At 68.1% G+C, this 23,963-nt stretch carries 18 protein-coding genes and 1 tRNA gene; 3 read left to right on the top strand and 16 right to left on the bottom strand.

Translation table 11 applies throughout. The features are described from left to right. Positions 1-91: 91 nt before the first annotated feature. The 3 genes from HGG74_RS04135 to fdxA form a co-directional block, all read right to left on the bottom strand. On the bottom strand, positions 92-1,375 hold the full coding sequence (locus HGG74_RS04135) for a citrate synthase (RefSeq protein ID WP_168485063.1): 1,284 nt from the start codon (positions 1,373-1,375) through the stop codon (positions 92-94). 183 nt (positions 1,376-1,558) lie between these two features. Beyond that, entirely contained in the window at positions 1,559-2,686 is a 1,128-nt protein-coding gene (gene dapC, locus HGG74_RS04130) for a succinyldiaminopimelate transaminase (RefSeq protein WP_168485062.1), read from the bottom strand. A gap of 2 nt (positions 2,687-2,688) precedes the next feature. After that, on the bottom strand, positions 2,689-3,012 hold the full coding sequence (gene fdxA / locus HGG74_RS04125; protein ID WP_168485061.1) for a ferredoxin: 324 nt from the start codon (positions 3,010-3,012) through the stop codon (positions 2,689-2,691). Between the two features lie 89 nt (positions 3,013-3,101). Between fdxA and HGG74_RS04120 the strand changes: the two genes are divergently transcribed. Continuing rightward, on the top strand, positions 3,102-3,329 hold the full coding sequence (locus HGG74_RS04120) for a putative acetyltransferase (RefSeq protein ID WP_168485060.1): 228 nt from the start codon (positions 3,102-3,104) through the stop codon (positions 3,327-3,329). 53 nt (positions 3,330-3,382) lie between these two features. Here HGG74_RS04120 and HGG74_RS04115 read toward each other — a convergent pair whose 3' ends face one another. The 3 genes from HGG74_RS04115 to HGG74_RS04105 all read right to left on the bottom strand — a co-directional run bounded on the left by HGG74_RS04115 (position 3,383) and on the right by HGG74_RS04105 (position 7,857). After that, positions 3,383-3,862, bottom strand: a complete 480-nt coding sequence (locus HGG74_RS04115) for a hypothetical protein (RefSeq protein ID WP_168485059.1) — start codon at positions 3,860-3,862, stop codon at positions 3,383-3,385. Between the two features lie 62 nt (positions 3,863-3,924). After that, positions 3,925-5,847, bottom strand: coding sequence for a translational GTPase TypA (gene typA / locus HGG74_RS04110; RefSeq protein WP_168485058.1), 1,923 nt, complete (start codon positions 5,845-5,847; stop codon positions 3,925-3,927). A 159-nt stretch (positions 5,848-6,006) separates the two neighbouring features. Then, positions 6,007-7,857 (bottom strand): ABC transporter ATP-binding protein, encoded by a 1,851-nt coding sequence (locus HGG74_RS04105; protein ID WP_168485057.1) that lies wholly within the window; start codon positions 7,855-7,857, stop codon positions 6,007-6,009. A gap of 68 nt (positions 7,858-7,925) precedes the next feature. Here HGG74_RS04105 and HGG74_RS04100 point away from each other — a divergent pair, with 68 nt between their 5' ends. Beyond that, entirely contained in the window at positions 7,926-8,540 is a 615-nt protein-coding gene (locus HGG74_RS04100) for a PH domain-containing protein (RefSeq protein WP_168485056.1), read from the top strand. 10 nt (positions 8,541-8,550) lie between these two features. Here HGG74_RS04100 and HGG74_RS04095 read toward each other — a convergent pair whose 3' ends face one another. The 7 genes from HGG74_RS04095 to HGG74_RS04065 form a co-directional block, all read right to left on the bottom strand. Further along, positions 8,551-9,660 carry an ABC transporter permease gene (locus HGG74_RS04095; RefSeq protein WP_168485055.1) on the bottom strand — a complete coding sequence of 370 codons (1,110 nt, stop codon included), beginning with the start codon at positions 9,658-9,660 and terminating at the stop codon, positions 8,551-8,553. Next, entirely contained in the window at positions 9,657-11,192 is a 1,536-nt protein-coding gene (locus HGG74_RS04090; RefSeq protein ID WP_168485054.1) for an ABC transporter permease, read from the bottom strand. Before HGG74_RS04090 ends, HGG74_RS04095 begins: the two co-directional genes overlap by 4 nt. A gap of 197 nt (positions 11,193-11,389) precedes the next feature. After that, entirely contained in the window at positions 11,390-13,192 is a 1,803-nt protein-coding gene (locus HGG74_RS04085) for an ABC transporter family substrate-binding protein (RefSeq protein ID WP_168485053.1), read from the bottom strand. A gap of 284 nt (positions 13,193-13,476) precedes the next feature. Next, positions 13,477-13,941, bottom strand: coding sequence for a VOC family protein (locus tag HGG74_RS04080; protein ID WP_168485052.1), 465 nt, complete (start codon positions 13,939-13,941; stop codon positions 13,477-13,479). Positions 13,942-14,087: 146 nt separating this feature from the next. Beyond that, a complete protein-coding gene (gene selB / locus HGG74_RS04075) occupies positions 14,088-15,875 on the bottom strand; it encodes a selenocysteine-specific translation elongation factor (RefSeq protein WP_168485051.1) in 1,788 nt (595 codons plus the stop codon). Between the two features lie 2 nt (positions 15,876-15,877). Further along, positions 15,878-17,203: an L-seryl-tRNA(Sec) selenium transferase gene (selA, locus tag HGG74_RS04070; RefSeq protein WP_168485050.1), complete on the bottom strand. Its 1,326-nt coding sequence runs from the start codon at positions 17,201-17,203 to the stop codon at positions 15,878-15,880. A gap of 36 nt (positions 17,204-17,239) precedes the next feature. Further along, a tRNA-Sec gene (locus HGG74_RS04065) sits at positions 17,240-17,334 on the bottom strand. Between the two features lie 99 nt (positions 17,335-17,433). Here HGG74_RS04065 and selD point away from each other — a divergent pair. Further along, positions 17,434-18,447, top strand: a complete 1,014-nt coding sequence (selD, locus tag HGG74_RS04060; RefSeq protein WP_168485049.1) for a selenide, water dikinase SelD — start codon at positions 17,434-17,436, stop codon at positions 18,445-18,447. Positions 18,448-18,521: 74 nt separating this feature from the next. Here the strand turns inward: selD and nrfD are convergent, their stop codons facing one another. Genes nrfD through fdh form a run of 3 tightly spaced genes read right to left on the bottom strand, consistent with a single transcriptional unit; the run spans position 18,522 to position 23,893 of the window. Beyond that, positions 18,522-19,604: an NrfD/PsrC family molybdoenzyme membrane anchor subunit gene (gene nrfD / locus HGG74_RS04055; RefSeq protein WP_168485048.1), complete on the bottom strand. Its 1,083-nt coding sequence runs from the start codon at positions 19,602-19,604 to the stop codon at positions 18,522-18,524. Then, positions 19,601-20,596 (bottom strand): 4Fe-4S dicluster domain-containing protein, encoded by a 996-nt coding sequence (locus tag HGG74_RS04050; protein WP_168485047.1) that lies wholly within the window; start codon positions 20,594-20,596, stop codon positions 19,601-19,603. The genes nrfD and HGG74_RS04050 overlap by 4 nt, the downstream gene beginning before the upstream one ends. After that, positions 20,597-23,893 carry a formate dehydrogenase gene (gene fdh, locus HGG74_RS04045; RefSeq protein WP_246262610.1) on the bottom strand — a complete coding sequence of 1,099 codons (3,297 nt, stop codon included), beginning with the start codon at positions 23,891-23,893 and terminating at the stop codon, positions 20,597-20,599. Positions 23,894-23,963 lie beyond the last annotated feature (70 nt).

Below are 23,963 nucleotides of genomic sequence, written 5' to 3'. Positions count from 1 at the left end.
CGGATGCACGAAGGCCCCGGAATCCTCCGGGGCCTTCGTGCATCCGGGGCGTTCCGCCGTCGTCGTCCTGCGGGGACGGCGGGACGTGCCGCTAGCGGACCGGGTAGTTGCGCTCGTGCTCGCCAACGTACAGCTGGCGCGGGCGGCCGATCTTGGTCTGCGGGTCCTTGATCATCTCGCGCCACTGGGCAATCCACCCCGGCAGGCGGCCGATGGCGAAAAGGACCGTGAACATCTTTTCCGGGAAGCCCATGGCCTTGTAGATCAGGCCGGTGTAGAAGTCCACGTTCGGGTACAGCTTGCGCTCGATGAAGTAGTCGTCCGCCAGGGCCTTTTCCTCCAGGCGCAGGGCAATGTCCAGCAGCTCGTCGTTGCCGCCGAGCTTGTCCAGGATTTCGTGGGCGGTGTACTTGACCAGGCGGGCGCGCGGATCGTAGTTCTTGTAGACCCGGTGCCCGAAGCCCATCAGGCGGACACCCTCTTCCTTGTTCTTCACCTTCTCCATGAACTGCTCCGGCGTCTGGCCGGTGGCCTGGATCTGGCGGAGCATGTTCAGCACTGCCTCGTTGGCGCCACCGTGCAGCGGGCCGAAGAGCGCATTGATGCCGGCGGAGATGGAGGCGAACATGTTCGCGTTGGAGCTGCCCACGAGGCGGACGGTGGAAGTCGAGCAGTTCTGCTCGTGGTCCGCGTGCAGGATCAGCAGCAGGTCCAGCGCCTTGACCACCGTCGGGTCCAGCTCGTACGGCTCGGCGGCCAGGCCGAAGCTCAGGCGCAGGAAGTTCTCCACCAGGTTCATGGAGTTGTCCGGGTACAGCAGCGCCTGGCCGATCGACTTCTTGTGCGCGTAGGCGGCGATGACCGGCAGCTTGGCCATCAGACGGATGGTGGACAGCTCCACCTGCTCGTCGTCGAAGGGGTCCAGCGAGTCCTGGTAGAAGGTCGACAGGGCGCTCACGGCGGATGACAGCACCGGCATCGGGTGGGCGTCGCGCGGGAAGCCGTTGAAGAAGCCCTTGAGCTCCTCGTGCAGCAGGGTGTGGCGGCGGATCCGGTGGTCGAAAGCCTCCAGTTCGGACGGCGTCGGCAGGTTGCCGTAGATCAGCAGGTAGGACACCTCAAGGAAGTTGGAGTGCTCGGCCAGCTGCTCGATCGGGTAGCCGCGGTAGCGCAGCACGCCGGCGTCGCCGTCGATGTAGGTGATGGCCGAAGCGGTGGCCGCGGTGTTCATGAACCCGGGGTCGAACGTGACCGCACCGGTCTGCTTCAGCAGCTTCGAAACGTCGTAGCCGTCGTTGCCTTCGGCCGCCTTCAGCCGCGGGAGTTCCAGTGTGCCGCCCGGGTAGTGCAGGGTGGCACCGGTTTGCTCAGTCATTGAATCCCCTTCAGGAGGTGTTCGAAACCAACTGCGCACGCAGCGGCCCGATCGGAGCCGCGGCCCGTGCACACTCGGTAAAACGCTACCCGCATCCCGTGCAAGTTAACTAATCGGTAAGTCACCATCAGGTCACGGACGAGGGATCCCCCGGTGCCTGTACCGCCGCCGGACGCGGCCGGCTCAGCCCAACCGTTCCGCTGCAGCGTCGATGCGCTCGTCGGTGCCGGTCAGGGCCACGCGGACGAAGCCCTGGCCGTGCTCGCCGTAGAAAACGCCCGGTCCGACAACGATTCCCTGCTCCGCGAAACGGTCCACCGTGGCCCAGGTGTCCTCCCCCGCGGTACCCCACAGGTACAGCCCCGCTTCGGAGTCGCGGATCTGCAGGCCGAACTTCTCCAGCGCCGGCAGCAGGCGCTCGCGCCGGGCGCGGTAAAGGTCCTTCTGCGCCTGTACATGGGCGTCATCGGCCAGGGCAGCAGCCATCGCGGCCTGGACCGGATACGGAACGATCATGCCGGCATGCTTGCGGCTGTTGACCAGGTTGGCCATGAGCGCTTCGTCGCCGGCGACGAAAGCCGCCCGGTAGCCGGCAAGGTTGGACTGCTTGCTCAGCGAATAGACGGAGAGCAGCCCCTCGTGGCTGCCCTGGGCGACCTTGGGGTCCAGCACGCCAGGCACGGTTTCGCCGCCCCGGGCCGGATCCCACGGGCCCCAGCCCAGTTCCGCATAGCACTCGTCCGAGGCCACCACGGCGCCGAGCTGCCTGGCCTGCTCCACGATCCGGCGCAGGGAGTCCTGGCCGCGGACGCTGCCGGTGGGGTTGGCCGGCGAATTCACCCAGACCAGGCGGACCTTGGCCCGCACGTCCGGGTCCAGCTCATCCAGGTCGTCGGCAGCCACCGGCCGGGCCCCGGCCAGCTGCGCGCCGATGTCGTAGGTCGGGTAGGCCACCCGCGGGCGGACGACGACGTCGCCGGCGCCCAGGCCCAGCAGCAGCGGCAGCCAGGCGACCAGCTCCTTGGAACCGACGGTGGGCATAATCGCCTCCGGATCCAGGTCCGGGACGCCGCGCCGCCGGTCGTACCAGGCGGCGATGGCCTCGCGCAGTGCCGGCGTGCCGTGGGTGGTCGGGTAGCCGGGGGCATCCGCTGCCGCCTTCAGTGCCTCCTGGACCACTTCCGGGGTGGGGTCAACGGGTGTCCCGATGGACAGGTTGACCACGCCACCGGGGTGCCGGGATGCCTTCAGGGCAAAGGGCTGCATGGCATTCCACGGATAGTCGGGCAGCTGCAGGCCGAACTCCCTCATCCTCAGTCCTGGTTCTGCGGCGGCAAGGTGGCGATGATCGGGTGGTCCTTGCCGGTATTGCCGACTTTGGCGGCACCGCCCGGGGACCCCAGGTCATCGAAGAACTCCACGTTGGCCTTGTAGTAATCTGCCCATTCTTCGGGGACGTCATCCTCGTAGTAGATGGCCTCCACCGGACAGACGGGTTCGCAGGCACCGCAGTCAACGCACTCATCCGGATGGATGTAGAGGGAGCGTTCGCCTTCGTAGATGCAATCAACGGGGCACTCTTCAATACATGCCTTGTCTTTCACGTCCACGCATGGCTGCGCGATTACGTACGTCACGGACCTGTACCTTTCCTCAGCGTTCTGCGCCGCCGGCGGCGCCTCCCCCATTATCCCGCAGTCGGAGCGGACGAACGTACCATGAAGAGATGAGACCTTCCGCGCTGCTCTGTGACCTGCCTCCGGGCACCCGCGTAGTGGTCCGTTACCGGATCGAGGGAGGTTTCACCGATGCCCTCGGGGAACTGGTACATGCTGGTCCGGCCGACTGCGTGGTGCGCACCCGCCGCGGCGACGTCACCGTGCCGCTGGCGCAGGTAGTCGCGGCCAAGCAGGTTCCCCCCGCACCGCCGCGCCGGGCTGCCGGCCGGCACTGACCTCCGTCCGCCCGTCCGCCCGGAACTGCCACGGCGGGCGCAGGCAGGCCGGGCTACCGCAGTGCGCGGCCCGGCTTCAGCGCCCAGGCGCAGACGGCGATGGCCGCCACCGTGGCGGCAGCCAGTCCCACGACCCAGATCCGGCCGGCCACTGCCACGGTGAGCTCCGGTTCCGCCGTGGTATCGGTGATGATCAGCGGTTCCTGGCCCATGCCGGTGACCATCAGCCCCACCAGCACATAGGCCACCATGCCTGCGACACCGCTCATGAGCACGTTGCGCGCCCTCACCCCGGCCCAGACCAGCAGGGCTACGGCAAAGACCAGCGCCGCCACCGCTCCCCAGGGGTAGCCGGCGCCGTCCAGGTACAGCACCCGGCCGTGCAGGCTGGTGCCGAGCACCGCGGCGACCATACCGCTGACGACGGCGGTACCCAGTCCTGCGCGGGTACGGTGCCGGTGCCGTCCGGCCGGGTTAACGGCCGGAGGCAGCCCGCCGGCTCCATATCCGGCAGGCTGCCTCTGTTCGCTCATGGCTTCCAGCCTAATCTCCGAGGGACCCGCGGCCGAAACTTGTTTCGAACGCAGGGAGGAGATCAGGCTTTGGCGCGGGCGCGGTTGGCCTTCAGGCGCTCGTTGGCGTCCAGGATCACCTTGCGGATGCGGATGGCCTCCGGGGTGATCTCCACGCACTCGTCCTCGCGGGCGAACTCCAGGCACTCCTCCAGGGTCAGCTTCTTCGGCGGGGTCAGGCCCTCGAAGGTGTCCGCGGTGGAGGAACGCATGTTGGTGAGCTTCTTTTCCTTGGTGATGTTCACGTCCATGTCGTCGGCGCGGGAGTTCTCGCCGACGATCATGCCCTCGTACACCTCGGAGGTGGGCTCGATGAAGAAGGTCCCGCGCTCCTGCAGGTTGATCATGGCAAACGGGGTGGCCACCCCGGCACGGTCGGCGACCAGCGAGCCGTTGGTGCGGTACTCGATCTCCCCGGCCCACGGCTCGTAGCCGCCGGCGTAGGAGGAGGCAATGCCGGCGCCGCGGGTTTCGGTCAGGAACCTGGTGCGGAAACCGATCAGGCCGCGGGCGGGGACGGTGAACTCCATCCTGACCCAGCCGGTGCCGTGGTTGGCCATGTTGGTCATGCGGCCCTTGCGCGAAGCCATCAGCTGGGTGACGGCGCCGAGGAATTCCTCCGGAACGTCGATGGTCATGTGCTCGATCGGCTCGTGGAGCTTGCCGTCGATCTTCTTGGTAACCACCTGAGGCTTGCCCACGGTCAGCTCGAAGCCTTCGCGGCGCATCTGCTCGACCAGGATGGCCAGGGCCAGCTCGCCGCGGCCCTGCACCTCCCAGGCGTCCGGGCGTTCGGTCGGCAGGACCTTCAGCGACACGTTGCCGATCAGTTCCTTGTCCAGCCGGTCCTTGACCTGGCGGGCGGTGACCTTGGCCCCCTTGACCTTGCCGGCCAGCGGCGAGGTGTTGATGCCCACGGTCATGGAGATCGCCGGGTCGTCCACGGTGATCAGCGGCAGCGGCTTGGGGTTCTCGACGTCGGTGAGCGTCTCGCCGATCATGATGTCCTCGATGCCGGCGACGGCGACGATTTCGCCCGGGCCGGCGGATTCGGCCGGCACCCGCTCCAAGCCCTTGGTGGCCAGCAGTTCGGTGATCTTGACGGTCTTGAGCTGCCCGTCCTGGCGGGCCCAGGCCACCTGCTGGCCCTTGCGCAGGGTGCCGTTGAAAATGCGCAGCAGGGCCAGGCGGCCCAGGAACGGAGAAGCGTCGAGGTTGGTCACATGCGCCTGCAGCACTTCGCCCTCGTCGAAGGACGGAGCCGGGATGTGCTCGAGGATGGTGCTGAACAGCGGCTCCAGGTTCTCGCTGTCCGGTACGGTGCCGTCGGCCGGCTGGTCCAGGGAGGCACGGCCTTCGCGGCCGGAGGCGTAGACCACCGGGACATCGAGCACGCTGTCCAGGTCCAGGTCAGGCACCTCGTCGGCCAGGTCCGAGGCCAGGCCCAGCAGCAGGTCCATGGAATCGGCGACGACGCCGTCGATGCGGGCGTCGGGGCGGTCCGTCTTGTTGACCACCAGGATCACCGGCAGCTTGGCTGCCAGCGCCTTGCGCAGCACGAAGCGGGTCTGCGGCAGCGGACCCTCCGAGGCGTCCACCAGCAGCACCACGCCGTCGACCATCGACAGGCCGCGCTCGACCTCGCCGCCGAAGTCGGCGTGGCCGGGGGTGTCGATCACGTTGATGGTGATGTTCCCGCCGTTGGCGGAGGGACCGGAGTAGAACACGGTGGTGTTCTTGGCGAGGATGGTGATGCCCTTTTCGCGCTCCAGGTCGCCGGAGTCCATGACGCGCTCTTCCACCTCGCCGTGGGTGGAGAAGGCGCCGGTCTGGCGCAGCATGGCGTCAACCAGCGTGGTCTTACCGTGGTCGACGTGGGCAACGATAGCGACATTGCGAAGGTCGCTGCGGACGGCGCTCTGCGTCGACGCGGTCATTTCAGACATGCGGTATTACTCTTCCGTGGTTTGCTTGGGTTCCTGGGGCCTGCGGGTGGTGACTCGAATGCAGTCTGCCAGCGCCTCCCGGATGCGGGTAGGCACTCCATTCTACGGCCGCGCCCCGCAATTGACCTAAAAGGGTCCCGGGCCCGGGTCCCCCAGGGGTCAGGAAGACTCCGCGGCCAGCAGCTGGGAACGCAGTTCGCGGCGTTCGCGCTGCTTTTCCGGGTCCGGCAGCGGCACGGCCGCCAGCAGCCGCCGGGTGTACGGCTCCTGTGGGTTGCGCAGGATCTGGTCACGGGTGCCCTGCTCCACAATCCGGCCGCGGCGCATCACGCAGATATGGTCGGCCAGGACGTCGATCACCGCCAGGTCGTGGGTGACGAACAGGCAGGCAAAACCCAGTTCCTGCTGCAGGTTCCGGAACAGCTGGAGCACCGTAGCCTGCACCGACACGTCCAGCGCCGAGGTAGGCTCGTCCGCCACCATCAGCTTGGGCCGCAGCGACAGGGCCCGGGCAATCCCCACGCGCTGCTTCTGCCCGCCGGAGAGCTCGTGCGGATACCGGTTGCGGTAGGACCGCGGCAGCTCCACCTGGTCCAGCAGCGTCTCGATCCGCTGCTGCAGCGCCGCCCCCTTGGCCATGCCGGCCAGGTACATGGGCTCGCCAATGCTCTCGCCAATGGGCAGCCGGGGATTCAGTGAAGAAGAAGGGTCCTGGAACACCATCCCCACCTGCCGGCGCAGGGCCTGCAGCTGCCGGCGCTTCGCGCCGGCGATTTCCAGCCCGGCTACCTTCAGTGATCCCTCCGCCACCGGCAGCAGCCCGACGGCGGCGCGGCCGATGGTGGTCTTGCCCGACCCGGATTCGCCGACGAGGCCCAGGACCTGGCCCTCGTGGATGGCCAGGCTCGCCCCCTCCACCGCGCGGAAGGCGGGCACCCGGCCCTGCTTCGGGTACTCGATGGCGACGCCGGACAGTTCCAGGACGGGTGCGCCCGCCGGCCTGTCCGGGCCCGCATGGGCCAGGGCCTCGGCGTTCTCCTGTTCCCGGCGGAGCAGTTCGGCCCCATCCACTGCCTCCAAGCTGGCGCCGGTGGCCGCCGCCAGCGCCGCATTGATATCCACTTCCCCGCCGCCGGCACCGCCGCCGACGCTGCCGCCGTCCTTGGCAGTGCCCAGGTGCGGTACCGCTGCCAGCAGCGCCCGGGTGTATTCGTGCTGCGGGTTGTTGAAGATCTGCAGGGACGTGCCGTTTTCCACGATGCGGCCGCGGCGCATTACCGCGATCCGGTCGGCCAGGTCCGCCACCACGCCCATGTCATGGGTGATGAGCACGATGGCGCTGTCCAGCTTGGTGCGCAGGTTGCGCATCAGGTCGAGGATTTCGGCCTGCACCGTCACGTCCAGGGCGGTGGTCGGTTCGTCGGCAATGAGCAGCTTGGGGTCGCAGGAGAGGGACTGGGCGATCATGGCCCGCTGCCGCTGGCCGCCGGAGAGCTGGTGCGGATAGGACCGGAAGGCCTTTTCCGGATCCGGCATTTCCACCAGCTCCAGCAGCCGCAGGGCATGGTCCCTGGCCGCCCCGGGGGAAACTGCGCGGTGCAGCCGGATGGTCTCCACGATCTGGAAGCCGATGGTGTAGACGGGATTCATCGCCGTCATTGGCTCCTGGAAGATCACGGCCACGTCGTTGCCGCGCAGCTGGCGGAGCTTGGCCGGGCTCAGGTGCAGGATTTCCCGGCCGTTGAGCTTCACGCTGCCGCGCACGCGGCTGTTGGACGGCAGCAGGCCCAGCAGCGCCATGGAGCTGGCGCTCTTGCCTGATCCGGACTCCCCTACGATGGCCAGCACCTCGCCGGCGTTCACCTCATAGTCCAGGTCGATTGCTGCCGGCACCCATTCCTTGTCCACTCCGAAATCCACGCACAGGCCGCGGACTTCCAGCACCGGGGCCGGCCCGGTGCCGGCCAGGGGCGGAGCTGCGGGACCGGCATCGTCGAAGAGCTCGCTCATGGCTGCACATTTCCTTCCACCTGGTACCGGCCATGCCCCCGGTACGAGAATCCTGAAACGATGGAGGCATGACTGCCCCCCGACCTGAAGCACGCACGATCTTCCGCCCGCGCTCGGCACCCTGGCTGACCGGCAGCGTGTGGCTGCTGGCGGCCATCGGCCTGGTCGTGTCCGCCGCCACCTACGGGGCAGCCGGGCTGCCGGCGTCCGTGCCCTGGCTGGTCCTGGCGTACCTGGCGTGGTGGCTGGCGTGGTACCCCGCCGTCGTCGTCGGGGAAATGGAGGTGACGCTGCGCAATCCGCTGGCCACCATCACGGTCCCGTGGGAGGCCCTGGTCACCGTGGACACCCGGTATGCCCTGACGCTGGTCACAGTACGGCGGAAGTATTCGGCCTGGGCGGCACCGGCGCCGGGAATTTTCGGCGTCCACCGGGCGAGGGCCGAACACGCCGCCGGCCTGCCCGAGACCACCTACGGCCCGGCCGGCTCCATCCGGCCGGGCGACCTGTCCAACTCCGACTCGGGCGCCGCCGCCTACCTGGTGCGCAAACGCTGGAGCGAGCTGCTCGACGGCGGCACGGTCGACGCCGGCGCCGCCGGCACCGCCGCGGTGACCGTGCGGCCAAACTGGCTCCCGGTTACCGTGGCCGTGGTGCTGGCCGCCGGCGCGCTCCTGCTGTGACGGGACGGCCCTAGTCATCGCTGCCGTCCGTGCCGGCCAGATCCCGGCCGCTGCCGGGGTGGCCGGACCCAACGGCAGCCGGGGGCACCGGTGCCTCCTTGGCCCGCCGGGCATTGAACTTCTTCTGCCGCGGGTCGAAGGCGTCGCGCAGGCCGTCGCCAATGAAATTCACGCACAGGCAGATGGCCACAATGAACAGGCCCGGCCACCAGAACAGCCAGGGCCGGGTCGAGAAGGCCTCCTGGTTCTGGCTGATCAGCAACCCCAGGGACACGTCCGGGGCCTTCACGCCCATGCCGATGTAGGACAGGCTGGTTTCGAGCAGGATGGCCGCGGACATGCTCAGCGTGACGCTGACGATGATGACGCCGACCGCGTTGGGCAGGATGTGCTTGAAAATGATCCGCGCACTGGAGGCCCCGGCGATCCGCGCGGCGTCGACGAACTCGCGCTCGCGCAGCGAGAGGAACTCGGCGCGCACCAGCCGGGCCAGCCCGGTCCAGACCACCGTGCCGACGAAGAGCCCGAGGAAGTACGGCTGCACGCCGGCCGGCACGCTCCGGCTGGCCACCTGGCCCAGCACCGCGGCCAGGATGATCAGCGGGATGATGATCACGATGTCCGTCAGCCGCATCAGCAGCGTCTCCACCCAGCCGCGGAAGTAGCCGGCAGCGGCGCCGATGACGACCCCGATGAACCCGCCGACCAGGCCGATGATGGCCATGACGGCCACGGAGATCTGGACCCCGCGCATGGTCTGCGCGAAGGTGTCGCGGCCCAGCCGGTCCTGGCCGAAGGGGTGCTCGCCGAGGCTGAACGGGAGCAGCTGCAGCGTCGGCACCCCGCCGTTGAGCACATCGGTGACCTCGTTGTGCGTGTACTTCCACCAGCCGGGCAGGCCGAGGAACCCGCCGGCGCTGTAGGCGAGCACCAGGATCAGGACGAACAGCACGAGGCTGGCGACGGCCGCGGTATTGCCCAGGAATCGCCTGCGGACCAGCTGGCCCTGGCTCAGCCCGGCCTGCCGACGCGCAGCGGCCCTGCCGGCCTTGCCCGGCCGGGACACCTTCGGCGCCTTCCCCGGCTTCAGCGCCTTGACTGTCTTCGTGGTGGTTGTCATGCCTTTACCCTTACCCGCGGATCCAGCGCGGAGTAGACCAGGTCCGCGATCAGGTTGAACACCAGGGCCACGATGCCCGTGACCAGGAAGACGCCCATCACCGGATTGGGATCGACCCGCTCCAGCGACTTGATGAACAGCTGCCCCATACCGGCGAAGGCGAAGACGTTCTCCGTGATCACTGCACCGCCGATCAGGCCGCCGATGTCGAAGGCCACGATGGTGGCGATCGGAATCAGCGCGTTCCGGAAGGCGTGGCGCATCACCACGGTGCGCTCGCTCAGGCCTTTGGCCCGCGCGGTGCGGATGTAGTCCATGTTCATGATCTCGAGCATGGAGGAGCGGGCGTAGCGGCTGTAGGAGGCCAGCGAGATCAGCAGCAGCGCAATGGTGGGCAGCAGCAGGTGGGTGAACGTATCGAGGCCGTGGATCCAGAAATCGCCCCGCAGGTTCGGGGTCTGGGATCCGATGGTGGCGATCGGGCGGCCGTTGATGCGCGAATTGTCCATGTAGGCGGGCCAGGCCTGCATGTACCTGTCCAGCAGGATAAGCCCGCCGGTCAGGAAGGCGGTGATCGCGGCCGCGGACATGTTCTGGCGGCGGTCGTAGCCGCCCATCAGGTAGCCGGCGGCCAGGCCGGCCAGCACGGTGGCCACGGCCAGCAGGAAGATCATCAGCCCCGTGGCCTGCGCCAGCAGCGGCTGGATGGGAAAGTACAGGACGACGCCGGCGCCGGCACTGGCCAGCGCCGCATAGAGGGCCCGGCGGTTCCTCAGGCCGGCAGCCAGCAGGGTGGTGCCGAAGGCGATGGCGGTGCCGGTCAGCGCGATGACCGCCAGCCCCAGTCCCGGGGTAGCGAACCAGCCGGTGGCCGAGAGGACCCACATCACCGCGGCGGCCAGCACGAAACCGATGGCGGCTGCGCCGAACCGGCGCGGCAGCGTGCCGGCGGCACAGACAAACCAGACGACGGCGCTGACCAGGCCGATGAGCAGGATGGTCTGCAGGGGGATGTGCGGGTCGCGCAGGAAGTTGTTGAAGCCGATGGCGGCAAATTCCTTGAGCAGGACCGCGACCCAGAACACCGGCAGGGAGAAGAACAGGAAGGCCATGAACGTCACACCGTAGTCCAGCGTGCTGTACTGGCGCAGCGCGGTCACAATGCCGAGGGCAACGCCGATGACGATGGCCAGCACCGCGGCAGCGCTGACCAGCAGGATGGTCATGCCCATCGCCCGGCCCAGGGCTTCGGTGACCGGCTGGCCGTTGATGGCATAGCCCAGGTCGCACTGGGTGGGGATGACGCACCGGACGGCCCCGCCCAGCCACTGGAAGTAGCGCACCGGTGCGGGAACGTCCAGGTTCAGCAGGTCGATCCGCTGCTGGATGAGCTGGTCCTTGTTCGGAGCATTGGACGCCCGCAGGTCATGCAGGGGGTCGCCGGAGAGCGCTGTCAGCTGGTAAACGACGAACGACGCTCCGAGGAGGATCAGGACGGCGGTCACCAGCCGCCGCGCGATATAGGTCAGCATGGTCTATGACCCCAATCGGTTCTGTGCGGAACCGCCGGATCCGGCAGGGCCGCGAAGGTAGAGCAGGTTGCATCGGGCCGGGATGGCGCAAGGCGCCGGGACCATGGTGCTCGCGGTCCCGGCGCCTTGCCTTGCGGTTCAGGGAATCATTGGGTCCTCCGGTACGGAACGGAGTGTGCCTGCGGCCTGCCCGTGCCCTACTCCTTGACCCCCCACTCCCAGAAGTTCCAGAAGACACCGGTCTGGTTGGGCTGGTACTTCACGCCCTCGATGCGGTTGCTGTTGTAGGCGTCCAGGCCCACGGACTGGAAGAGCGGCAGGCCGTAGTAGGAATCCCACACGATCTTGTCGATCTGCATGATGATCTCGTCCTGCTTGGCCTTGTCGGTGGTGACGATCAGCTCGTCCATCAGTTCGTCGGCTTTTTTGTTGGAGAAGCCATTGAAGTTGGAGCCGGCGCCGGTCTTGAAGATCTGCGGAACGCCCGAGACGCCCACGCCGGGGTTGGTCCAGCCGAAGATGGTGGCGTCGTAGGTGCCGTCACCCAGCGCTGCGCTCCAGTCGGAGGCGCCCAGGCCGCCGTCGACGATCTTGAACCCGGCCTTCTCGGCGGACTCCTGGATCAGCGCATAGGCGTCGGCGCGGTTGGGGTTGTCCTTGTTGTACATGATCCGGACCTCGGGCTCACGGCCGTCCAGCAGCTGCCGGGCGCCGTCGATATCCACCTTGTCGTAGGCGGAGGAACCGTTGTTCTCCGCCGATTCGGCGTAGGCATCCTGGGCAGGCACGAAGAACTGCGAGTTCAGCGGAGCAGCGTCGTCCTTCAGCGGCTTGACGATGCGGTCCACGATCGCCTGGCGGGGCACCACCTTCATGAACGCCTGGCGGACGTCCGGGTCGGCGAAGACGCCCGAGTAGTTCAGGTCGATGTGGTCGTAGGCCAGCTGGTCGTCGACGTCCACGTTCACGCCGTCGATGGCCTGAAGCAGCTCGACGGTGTCCGCCGAGGGCTGCGGGGCGATGATGTCCACCTCGCCGTTCTTGAGCGCCTGCACCTGGTCGGGGGCAGCGCCGATGAAGCGGACGGTAATTTCGTCGACCTTCGGATCCGGCCCCCAGGTATAGGAGTCGTTGCGTACCAAGGTGATGGACTGGTCGGGAGTGATGCTGTCGACGACGAACGGGCCGCTGGAGAGATAGAGCGAGGTGTCGCTGGGCAGGGACTTGGTATCGAAGCCGGTGTTCCAGAAATCGGCGACCTTCTGCAGCTGATCGTTCGCCTCAGCGGGGCTGTCGGGGTCGCCGCGCTTCAGGCCTTGGATGAGGTCGACCAGGGCCTGTTCGTCGGCCAGGCCCGCCTTTTCGGCCACCACATGGGCCGGCGCGCCGATGCCGCCGTCGCTCAGGCCGCCGAAGGCGATTTCCCAGTCGGCATAGGGCTTGGAATAGGTCAGCGTGATCGAGCGCCCGTCGTCGCCAACCTCGGGCTGGTCGGTGAGGGCCAGGCCGCTGGTGTCGCCGGCGTAGTCGAAGTAGGAGGTTCCGCTGGTGACTTTGCCATCCTCGTTGGTCTTGGCGTCGTTCGCGTAGCCCGATTCGATGAGCCAGGTCAGCAGCAGGTCACCGGCGTCGACGGGCGTGCCGTCGGACCAGGTGACGCCTTCGTTGACGGTGTACTTCACGACCAGCGGATCGTCGGAGACTTTCTCGTAGGTGCCGAACTCTTCATTCCGGACGACGTTAAGCTCGTTGTCGATATGGTAGAAACCGCCGCGCGTCATGTAGGCGATCTTGCCGTTGATATCGACATTGCCCTGGGCGGACTCCGAATTGAACGAGCTGAACGCATTGGTTTCAGCAACGCTGATGGACCCGCCGGCTTGGGAACCGCCGGCTGTCCCGGTTTCCTCGGAACCACCTCCGGCAGTTGCGCAGGCGCTCAATGCCAGGACTGCTGCCGCCGCGACACCAATAGCCTTGGAAGTACGTCCGAAACGCATTCCGCCTCCTTGATCATGAGTGTAGAAAGTGTCCCAAACGCTTGCGCGGAAGGACTGGCTCGCCTTCATAGTAGCTGCCGGCCGGCGGCCTGCCGCCAGTGGCGCGCCTCACATGCCTAAGAGAGTAGCCCCCGGCAGGAACCAGCGGGTATCAAAGGGTCGTTTCAAAAACGGATCGTTATGCAGCTGCAACGAAAAACCAGTCCGAAGTGAGCTCTTCGCCCGTCATGGTCGAGGACACCATGACCTTGTCCATGCCCCGCCAGCGACGGGCGAACTCCCCCTCAGCCAGAGGACGGCCGATCAGCCGTCATTTCTCCCTTCAGTTCCTCAGCGAGCATCACGATGATGCCGCTGGGACCGCGGACGTATGTGAGCCTGTAGAGGTCCTCATAGGTCGCCACGCCGCGAAGCGGACGGCAGCCATGTTTCGCGGCTATCTCAAGGGCCTTGTCCAAATCATCGACCGAGAAGGCGACGCGGTGCATGCCAATCTCGTTGGGGCGGGTGGGTTCCGTCTCGATCGCTTCAGGGTGGATGTATTCGAAGAGCTCGAGTCGACCGTGACCGTCCGGGGTCTGGAGCATCGCGATGTTGGCGTGGTTGCAGTCAAGTCCGACAGCGGTGTCGGTCCACTCTCCGCTGACCGTGTCACGGCCGACAACCGTAAGACCGAGGTCGGTGAAAAAGGCGATCGTTGCGTCGAGGTCGCGAACGGCGATACCGACGTTCTCAAGTTTGATGGCCATGCGCGACATGCTAACGAGCCGGGAGTGCAGAACAGAAGCCCCCTGCCGGCCACGCGCCGCGTCATTAGCGCTGGACATTGAACCGGAACCCGACTGCGTTCCGCAGCGGAGAAGTGCCATCACCGCGCCCGTCCCCGCTTCCAACCTCAGGCGATGGTGCGCCGGGTCGCGTCGAGTCGCCGGGTCCACCCTCGGCTGTCGAGGTACTCCAGTAGCGGGATCGCGACCCGCCGGGTGGTGCCCAACGCCTTACGCGCCTCACTGGTTGTGAACGGCTGTGGCAAGGCGGCGAGCTCGCGCATGGCCAGGGCAGGTGCCCGCGGCAGCAGGACGACGCCGTCGCCGAGCCTCAGCAGACGGCCGCTGCGCTCAGCTGCCGCCAGTTCGCGGGCGCCCAGGCCGAGGGCGGTCAGGTCGTGGGCTTCGGGGGCGGCGAACGGCGCAATCTTCAGCCGTTTCTCCAGCGCGCCGATCCCGGCCTCGGCCGCGCCGAGGTCCTGGCGCTGCCCTGGGAGATTGATGAAGCCCGCACGGTACTCCAGTCCCGATTCCCGGACGACCGCTTCCAACAGCGCGCCGCCAGCCGGTCCGATCAGGTCCATGGCGGCTCCGCGGGAGAGCCCGGCCGCCAGCGGGTCCTGCTCGCCGAGTTGCTCCACGGCGCTGCGCAGCCGCCGTCGCCACGCGTCGAAGACCGGTTCGTGCACCCACCACTCGCCGAAAACCCTCACCCCGTCGGGCACCCGGGCCAGACCGGAAACCCCCATCCGGCGCAATTGTTCGACACGGACCGCGCCCCGGCGAGCCACTTCCGCCAGTGCGTCCCCGCGGGGCGACATGGCTGCGAGGACTGCGGCCCGCCGGCTGCTGTCGCCGCGGCGGTCGAGCGCGGGCGGTTCGACGTCGAGAATCTGCGCCCCGGCCAGGACCGACCGGCTACCGGTCGCCCGCAGCACCAGACGGTCGCCCAGTTCGAGGGGAACCGGACGGTCGAGGGTCAGGCGGGCGTGGTCCGCACCGAACGGGCGCATCCGGCCCGGCACGGCGGCGCTGCCGATGTGGACGAGCAGCTGCCCGGGCGCGTCTGCGAAAGAGGCACCCATGGTGCGCCGGACGTCGACGGTGTCCACCACCGGCCAGCTGTCCTCGGCGAGGAGAACGTCGCCGCGGTGGATGGCGTCTGCGGACGGCCCGGACCGGAGGTTGACCGCGACACGGCTGGTGGGGCCGATGGAGCCAGCGGCCAGGTTGCAGCTGTGCAGGGCCCGAACCGACACCGGTCTGGCGCCGGCGTGGCCGACGAGCAGCAAACGGTCGCCCTGGGCGAGCGTGCCGGCCGTCAAGGTTCCGGTCACCACCGTTCCGGCGCCGCTGATGGTGAACGACCGGTCGATCCACAACCGGACGCGGGCGTCCGGCTCCGGCGCGGGCAAGGACGCCAGCATGTCATCCAGTGCACTGCGCAGCTCGTCGAGCCCGGTCCCGTCGACCGCGGACACGGCGACGGCCGGCGCGTCGCGCAACCCGGTGCCCGCAAGTTCGGCCCGCACCCGCGCGAGTACCTCGCCAGCGCCGCCGGGTGCGCGGTCGCTGCGGGTCAGCACCACGATCCCGTGGCTGATCCCCAGGGCTGCGACGGCGTCGCGATGGTCGCTGGACTGGGCCTGCCAGCCTTCGTCGGCGGCGACGACGAAACACACGGCGGGCGCCGGCCCCAGCCCGGCCAGCATGTTGCCGAGGAACCGTTCATGCCCGGGGACGTCCACGAACGCCACATCCCGGCCCGATGCCAGCCTGGTCCACGCGAACCCCAAGTCAATCGTCAGTCCGCGGCGGCGCTCCTCGGCCCACCGGTCGGGCTCCATCCCGGTCAGCGCGCGCACCAGGGTGCTCTTGCCGTGATCGACATGCCCGGCGGTGGCCACCACGAACATCTTCAGCTGCCTTCGGTTCCGAGCGGTTGGTGCGCCAGGGCTGCCCGCACAGCGTCGGCCAGCCGTTCATCCTCGTCCTCCGGGATGCACCGCAGATCCACCAGGCAGGCGCCGCCGTGGACCCGGGGCAGCACCGCCGGACTGCCCGTGCGCAGCAACCGGGCCGCGCCCTCGGGGAGCCGGACGGCCCAACCGGGCAGCGGCACGCCTGGCGCTCCCCCACCCCCGACCCTGCCGTCGTGCTCGACGACGGCGCAGCCCACGGCCTCCGCGAGCGCCTCGGTGCGCCCGCGGAGCCGCACCGGGTCGGCGTGCAGGGCGGCGGTCACCGGCGGAGCCTCCCCGGAGACGGTCGCTTCCAGCGCGGCCAGCGCCAGTTTGTCCGCCCGCAGCGCCCGGGCCAGCGGATGGCGCGCCAGCCTGGCAATCACTTCGGCGCGGCCCAGCAGGAGCCCCGCCTGCGGGCCGCCCAGGAGTTTGTCACCGCTGGCAATGACGACGTCGGCACCGGATACCAGCGCACTTGCGACATCGGGTTCCTCGGGCAGCACGGGGTCCGGGGCGAGCAGACCGCTGCCCAGGTCCACCACCAAGGGGACATCATGTTCATCGGCCAGAGACCGGAGTTCACTCACGCCGACGCCGGAGGTGAAGCCGCTGATCCGGAAATTGCTCGGGTGGACCTTGAGCAGACAGCCGGTCTGTGCCCCTATGGCGGACTCGTAGTCGCTCAGGTGCGTCCGGTTGGTGGTGCCCACTTCCCGCAAACGGGCACCGGTCGATTCGATCAGTTCGGGAAGCCTGAAGCCCGCGCCAATTTCGACAAGCTCCCCGCGGCTGACGACCACCTCGCCGGTTCCGGCCAGGGCGGTGGTGGCCAGTAGCAGGGCGGCCGCGCCGTTGTTCACTGCCAGCGCGTCCTCGGCAGCGGGACAGGTCCGCATCAGTGCCTGACGCGCTCCGGCCCCGCGCCGGGAGCGCGTCCCGGACGGCAAGTCCATTTCGACGTCGACATAACCGGCCGCCGTGAGCAAGGCCCGCCGGGCGGACTCCGACAGCGGGGCACGTCCCAGATTGGTGTGCACGATGACGCCGGTGGCGTTGAGCACCGGCCGCAATGATGTGGCCGCGCGGGATGATACCGCGGCCAGGATCTCCGGTTCGACGTCCTCGGGCGCGAGCTCGCCGGAGCGTGCCTGGTCCTGGATGTCCTGGACGATGGAGCGGATCACCTCATCGCCGAGGCGCCCCCGGGCGCGTCGAAGCTCCGGGTGTGCGAGCAGCCGATCCGTGCGCGGAATAAGTCTGCGCGGGTCGTTTGTGCCCACGGCCCTCCTTTGGGGATCGCCTTCAGCTGCGGCAGTTGGCGGAGGCGGACGGGAATCGAACCCGCCAGACCGAGCTACTCGGCCTCACCGGTTTTGAAGACCGGGGGGCCCACCAGGACCCGGACGCCTCCAAAAGGATGCTAACACTGCCCGACTTTCCTAGCGTCGTCGTCGCCTGCCGCTGCTCGCTTCGCTTCGCAGCGGGGCCCTCGGCTCCTAGACTGAGGGCCATGGACGGGATCATGGCCGTAAATCAAGAACAGTCCGGAGCGGTCCGGCTCACCGGCTATGCGCATGGCGGAGGATGCGCCTGCAAGATTCCCCCCGGGGAGCTCGAGGATGCTGTCCGTGGCCTGGCCGGACAGACCCACCCGGACGTTCTGGTGGGGCTCGACGACGGTGATGATGCCTCGGCCGTGCTGGTCGGCGACGACCTCGCGGTGCTCTCGACGGCGGATTTCTTCACTCCAGTGGTCGATGACGCCTACGACTGGGGCCGGATCGCGGCAGCGAACGCCATTTCCGATATCTATGCCATGGGCGGACGTCCCGTCAGCGCCATCAATCTTGTCGGCTGGCCGCGGGACGTACTGCCGATGGAGTTGCTGGCCGAGGTTCTGCGCGGCGGGCTGGCAGTGGCCGCCGAAGCTGGCTGCCCGGTGACGGGAGGGCACTCAGTCGATGACCCGGAGCCCAAATACGGAATGGCGGTGACCGGCGTCGCCGACCCCGGCAAGCTGCTTCGCAACGATGCTGCCCGGCCCGGGCTGCCGCTCACGCTGACCAAGCCAATCGGCCTGGGCTTGCTGAACAACCGGCACAAGCAAACCGGCGAGGTCTTCGCCGAGGCCATCGCGACGATGGTGCAGTTGAACCGCGAGGCCGCCGAGGCAGCCGTGCAGCGCGGTCTCCGGGCCGCAACAGATGTCACCGGTTTCGGCCTGCTGGGCCATCTGTACAAGATGTGCCGGGCATCCGGCGTCGGCGCGGTCATCGACCGAAGCGCGGTGCCCCTGGTCTCCGGCGCCCGCGAAGCGCTGCGGGACGGCTTCATCTCCGGGGGAACGCGGCGCAATCTGGAATGGGTCCGTCCCCATCTGCGGCCGGGGCCGGGGGTTTCCGAGGAGGACCTGCTGATGCTCGCCGATGCCCAGACCTCCGGCGGCTTGCTCGTGGTGGGCGAACTGCCCGGGCACCCCGTCGTGGGACACACGACCGAGGGCCCGGGAATCGAGGTGCGCTAGCGCGTCGCGCCTTCGCACCGCTCGCTTCGCTCGCGGCGGGACCCTCGGCGCTAGCTGGGCGGCCGCTGGCCGGCTCATTCGGTGGTCGTGATCGAATCGTGGATGATGCCTGCCCGGCGGCGTGCGGCGAGCCGGTTCTTCTGCGGTTCAATCGTGTAACGGGGATTTTCAGCGGAGCGGATGCCGGCGCGCAGGATCCCGAACCGGGTCAGGGCCGAGGCGCCGAGCAGCACCGCCCCCGATATTGCCGCGGTAAGCCTGTGCCGGCCGCCGACCAGCGCGCCGATGCCGCCGGCGATGGCCAGCCGTTCACTCCAGGCGAGCATCCGCCCCGGCCCGTCCAGGTGCAGGGGCTCGGCCGCGACCGGGTCCATGTTCTTCTCCATGAACCGGGTCGCGATCAACTCGCCGGCGACTCCGAGCACCGCCAGTGCCCGGGCCGGCCCGGTCTCCTTGACCGGGGTGGTGATCATGGCCAGGCCCGCCGCGGCGAGACTGGCAGAACTGACGAAGACGAAGGGCAGATCCTCCCGCGCGGCGTTCCACGTTGGATTCGCGGTGTCCGACAGCAGGACCGCGGTGTAGGCGGACAACGGGGCCGCGAACACGGCGGCTTCCACCCCCGCCGGCCCCTCAAGCCCCCGCAGCAGCCGGCGCAGCGGCCCGAGCGGCAGTCGCGAGCCGGTCATACGGTCGATCTCGGAAACCGCTGAGACTCCGGCACCGGCGCTGAAGGCCGTCAGAATCCACGAGCCCAGGCTCATCGGCGATGTGGGCTTGATGGTGCGCAGCATGTTGAGGAACCGCTCGGGGCGGCCCAGGTCCTCCACCAGCGCCACAGCTCCCACCCCGATGGCAGCGAGCGCAGCCAGGCGGCTGTTGCGGCACAGTATCGGCTTGCCGGTCATCTGCCCGCCGACACCGAGCAGCGCCGAGCCGCCGGCCACTCCCCCCAGGAAGAGGTAGACGGCTATCGGGTCTCCCCACGGCGGCGGCTTGACGACCGGCCGGCCGTAATAGGAAGTGAATTCCGCCTCGGGGACCACCGGCACTTCGCCGCGGCCCTCGCCCCCGCCGGCGCGACGGCGCTTGCCGCCCCGCTTGCGCCGCCGCGGCGGTTCGGCCGGGCGGTAGTCGTCGAAGTCGGAGACCGTCAAGCCCGGCCTCCAGCCAGGAAGGCCGCGGTGGCGGCGGCCAGCATGCCGGCGGCGGCAATGCCCGCCCGCTTGAACATGCGCGGCAGGTCTGCTGTGGGCACCCGGGGGTCCGGCGGCAGCCCGTACACCTCCGGTTCGTCCAGCAGCAGGAAGACGGACCCGGTGCCGCCGACGCCGTCGGAATCATTGGCTCCGTAGAGTCGTGCCTCGGTCAGCCCCTGCGCATGCAGCTCGGCCACCCGTTCCCTCGCGGTGGCTACCATGTCCTCGCGCTCGCCGTATTTGATCGACGTCGTGGGGCACGTCTGGGCGCACGCGGGCGTCTGGCCGTCAACGATCCGGTCGTAGCACAAGGTGCACTTCTGGGCGACGCCGACGTTGTGCGTCGGGGCCTGTTCCCCCGGAGTGAAGTCGCGCTCGGTCTTCGGCCCTGCCGTGCCGTCGCGGCGCCGCTCGATCACCCCGAACGGGCACCCCGCCACGCAGGTTCCGCAGCCGTTGCACACATCGTCCTGCACGACGACGGTTCCGTGCTCCGTGCGGAACAAGGCACCGGTGGGACAGACGTCGAGGCACCCGGCGTTGGTGCAGTGCTTGCACACATCGGAGGACATGAGCCACCGGAAGTCGGGGGTGTCCGGCGGCGTTGTGTCCGCACCGGCCAGGTTCGACGCCTGATCCTGCCCCGGTGGGCCGACGCTGGGCATGCCAAGACTGACAAGAGCCCGACCGGATTCGCGGGCCCGGCCGATCTGCTCCCGGTCCTGCTCGATGAACGCGACGTGGCGCCAGGTGTCCGCTCCGAGAGACCCGGTGTTGTCATAGGAAGACTCGAGCAGTTCGTATTCCGAGTCGTGGGGGTTGCGGTTCCATTCCTTGCAGGCGACCTCGCAGGCCTTGCACCCGATACAGATCGAGGTATCGGTGAAGAAGCCCTTCCGAGGATGCCCGGTGTGCCTGAAATGGTCCGGAGATTCGGTCAGCCGGTTCATTCAGTTCTCCTTCGTCTCATGGCCTGATGCCCGGCCGGGACCGGTGAGCTTCTGGTTGCCGGTCTCCGGTGTTACCCCCGCACGGGTCTGGTATTCGGCGATCAGCGAGAGGAGCGCGGCGCCACGCGGCCGCCGCCCCGGGATGATGTCGCACGACCCGGCCTTGGACTCCTGGATCTGCACGTTCGGATCGAGTGTCACGCCGAGCAGGTCGTTGACCGCGTCGCCGGAAACCACGGCGTCCTGCCCGACGCCCCAGTGGTAGGGCAACCCGATCTGGTGGAAGGTCCGCCCGCTCACGACCAGCGGTTTCACCCGTTCGGTCACCAGCACTCTGGCCTCGATCGCCGACCGGGGCGAGATGATGGTGGCCCACCCGTAGGGTTCCAGTCCTCGTTCAGCTGCCAGTTCCGGAGACACTTCGCAGAACAGTTCCGGTTGGAGTTCGGAGAGGTAGGGCAGCCATCGGCTCATCCCACCGGCCGTGTGATGCTCGGTCAGGCGGTACGTGGTGAACACGTACGGGTAGACCTCGGAACCGGGCTCGCCTGCGCTGGGCGCGCTGAGGTTGTCCGCGCGCGGATAGGTCAGCCGGGCAGGGTTCTGCTGCTGCCGGTAGAGCGGGTTGGCGACCGGGGACTCCTGGGGCTCGTAGTGCGTTGGCAGGGGTCCGTCCACCATGCCCTTCGGCGCGAACAGCCATCCCTTGCCGTCCGATTGCATGATGAACGGATCGTCGCCGGCGAGCGCCGCGGCCCCGCCGGCGTCGAGATCCGAAGGAGTCCCCGGTGCGAGGTCCACGGGGAAGTCCGGCACGTCATCTCCGGTCCACCGGTTCTGCTCCGGGTCCCACCAAATGTACTTCTTGCGTTCGCTCCACGGTTTGCCGTCCGGGTCCGCCGATGCCCGGTTGTAGAGAATCCTGCGGTTCGAGGGCCACACCCAGCCCCATTCGGGGGCGACCAGGCCTTGCTCCTGCTGCGGTTTCCGATCAGCGGCATGGTTGATACCGTCCGCGTAGACTCCGGTGTAGATCCAGCACCCGCCCGACGTCGACCCGTCGGCGCGCATTTCCGTGTAGGACGAAAGAGGCCGGCCGGCCTGCGGCCCGGTCAGATGCCTGCCGTTGATTTCCGCGAGCACCGCCTCGGCGTCGGGCTCGCCGTGCTCATCGACGGGATAGTCCCACGTCAGGTCCAGCAGCGGCCGGTCCCGCTCATCGGTCGAATCCGCAAGCTTCGCGCGGATGCGTTTGCCCAGTTCATAGAAGAACTCCAGTTCGCTCTGGCAATCGCCCGGCGGCCGGACCGCCTGGTGGCGCCATTGGAGCATCCGCTGCGTCTGCGTGAAGGAACCGGCTTTCTCCACATGGGTGGCTGCGGGCAGGAAGAAGACTTCGGTGGCTATGTCTTCGGTCTTGAGTTCGCCCGAGGCGATCTCCGGACCATCCTTCCACCACGTCGCCGATTCGATCAGGTTCAGGTCCCGCACGACCAGCCATTTCAGGTGGGACATGCCCAGCCGCTGCATGCGCCCGTGGGCCGAACCGACGGCAGGGTTCTGGCCGAAGAGGAAGTAGCCCTCGACCTCGTCATCGAGCATGCTCATGACCGTCTCATACGTGCCGTGGGCGCCGGTGATCCGGGGCAGGTACTGGTAGCCCCATTCCGAGTCCTCGTTGGCCGCGTCGCCCCACCAGGCCTTGAGCAGACTGATGGTGTAGGTGTCGGCAGCCGCCCAGTATCCCTTCTGGGTCGGCGAGGCGATGGCATCCAGGTACTGCTGCAGGGTCTCCATCCCGGCGTTGGGCATCGGGAGATAGCCGGGCAGCAGGTTGAACAGGGTCGGGATGTCGGTGGAACCCTGGATGCTGGCATGGCCGCGCAGCGCCATGACGCCCCCGCCGGGCCGTCCCACATTGCCCAGCAGCAGTTGCAGGATCGCCGCGGTCCGGATGAATTGGGCGCCCAGGGTGTGCTGCGTCCATCCGACGGCGTACGCGAAGCACGTGGTCCGGTCCCTTCCGGAGTTCTCCGTGATCGTCCGGGCCAGATAGTCGAAGTCCTCGGGGGAAATGCCGCAGGCCTCGCGGACCATCTCCGGGGTGTAGCGCGCATAGTGCCGCTTGAGGATCTGGAACACGCTCCGCGGATGCTCCAGCGTGCGGTCCTGTTCGAACCGGGGGTTTCCTATCGGCGGGCCGCCGCTGCCGTACTGGTGGCCCGCCGCCCGCGCCGCGGTATCGGCGCCGTGCTCGTACCCGCCGGTTGCTTCCGCCCCCTCCTTCCGCTCATAGGCCCAGGAAGTCAGGTCGTACTGCCCGGTCCCGGGGTCGTATCCGGAGAACAGTCCGTCCAGGTCCTCGGTGTCACGGAAGTCTTCGCCGACCAGCGTCGCCGCGTTGGTGTAGGCGAGCACATACTCCTTGAACCACAGCTCGTTGCTGATCACATAGTTGATCAGGGCGCCAAGCAGCACGACGTCCGATCCGGCGCGGATGGGCACATGCTTGTCGGCCACCGCGCTGGTGCGGGTGAACCGCGGGTCAACATGGATGACCTTCGCGCCCCGCGCCCTGGCCTCCGTCACCCACTGGTAGCCCACGGGATGGCATTCGGCCATGTTCGAGCCCTGGATGACGATGCAGTCGGCATTGGCCATGTCCTGGAGCGGTTGTGTGGCGCCGCCCCGCCCAAATGAGGTTCCCAAACTGGGAACCGTGGCGGAGTGTCAAATGCGGGCCTGGTTCTCCAGCTGGATGGCGCCGGCGGCGGTGAAGAGCTTCTTGATCAGGTAGTTCTCTTCATTGTCCAGCGTTGCCCCGCCCAGGCCGGCAATGCCCATGGTGCGGCGCAGCGGCCGGCCCTGCCCATCGGTCTGCTGCCACTTGTTCCGGCGCGCCTCGAGGAATCTGTCCGCCACCATCTCGATGGCGGTGTCCAGGTCCAACTGCTGCCAGTCCTTGGCGTAGGGTGCCCGATAAAGCACCTTTGTCTGCCTGCCGGGCGCGTTGACCAGTTGCTCGCTGGCCGATCCTTTGGGGCAGAGCCTCCCCCGGGAAATTGGTGAATCCGGGTCCCCTTCGATTTGGACGACCTTTTCGTCCTTGACAAAGACACGCTGGCCGCATCCGACGGCGCAGTAGGGGCAGACGCTCTGAACCACCCGGTCCGCAGTTGTCGTCCGCGGCGTGATCGCGCGGGTCCTCGGCGAGGTCACGGCTTCGCCGCGGCCGAGTGGATCGCCCGACCGGAATTGCCGCACCACCGGCCATCCTAGGAAGCTGAACCGCGACATGCGCCCACCATAGCCCATCGCCCCTCCCCGGCAATAGGGGGCGCACGCGTTTCATCAAGCTTTCGACGTG

It is taken from the genome of Arthrobacter mobilis, from assembly GCF_012395835.1.
Classification (GTDB): Bacteria; Actinomycetota; Actinomycetes; order Actinomycetales; family Micrococcaceae; genus Crystallibacter; species Crystallibacter mobilis.
The sequence above is the reverse complement of the archived record's forward strand: the minus strand, read 5'-3'. Positions and strand labels throughout refer to the sequence as shown.